At 64.1% G+C, this 301-nt stretch carries 1 protein-coding gene; it reads left to right on the forward strand.

Features of this window, described 5'->3' with window-relative positions; all coding sequences use genetic code 11:
* The coding region (locus P0G09_RS18680) for a DUF2953 domain-containing protein (protein WP_275253420.1) at nt 1-301 on the forward strand (301 nt) is incomplete at both ends.

Here is a 301-nt window from a genome sequence, read left to right on the forward strand (position 1 = left end):
CCCAAAAAGGAAGCCCCGCCCCGCCAGAAGGCGAAGCTGACCCTGCAGATCGTCTGCACCATCTTAAAAGGGGCGGGAAAGCTCACCCGGGCCAGCATCGGCTCCCTGCGCTTCACCCGGATCGACGTTGTCCTCGGTGTCCGAGGCGAAGACCCTGCCGAGGCTGCCCGCAGCTATGGTAGGCTGAACGCCTGGCTCTACCCGACGCTGGGCTTCCTGGACCGGTTCCTCTATCTGGACTTTGAGCAGCTCCGGCTCCTGCCGGATTTCGGCAGCGCCGAGCCCACCGTAAAGGATCACT

It is taken from the genome of Faecalibacterium sp. DFI.5.82, assembly GCF_029076575.1.
GTDB classification, from domain to species: domain Bacteria; phylum Bacillota; class Clostridia; order Oscillospirales; family Ruminococcaceae; genus Faecalibacterium; species Faecalibacterium duncaniae.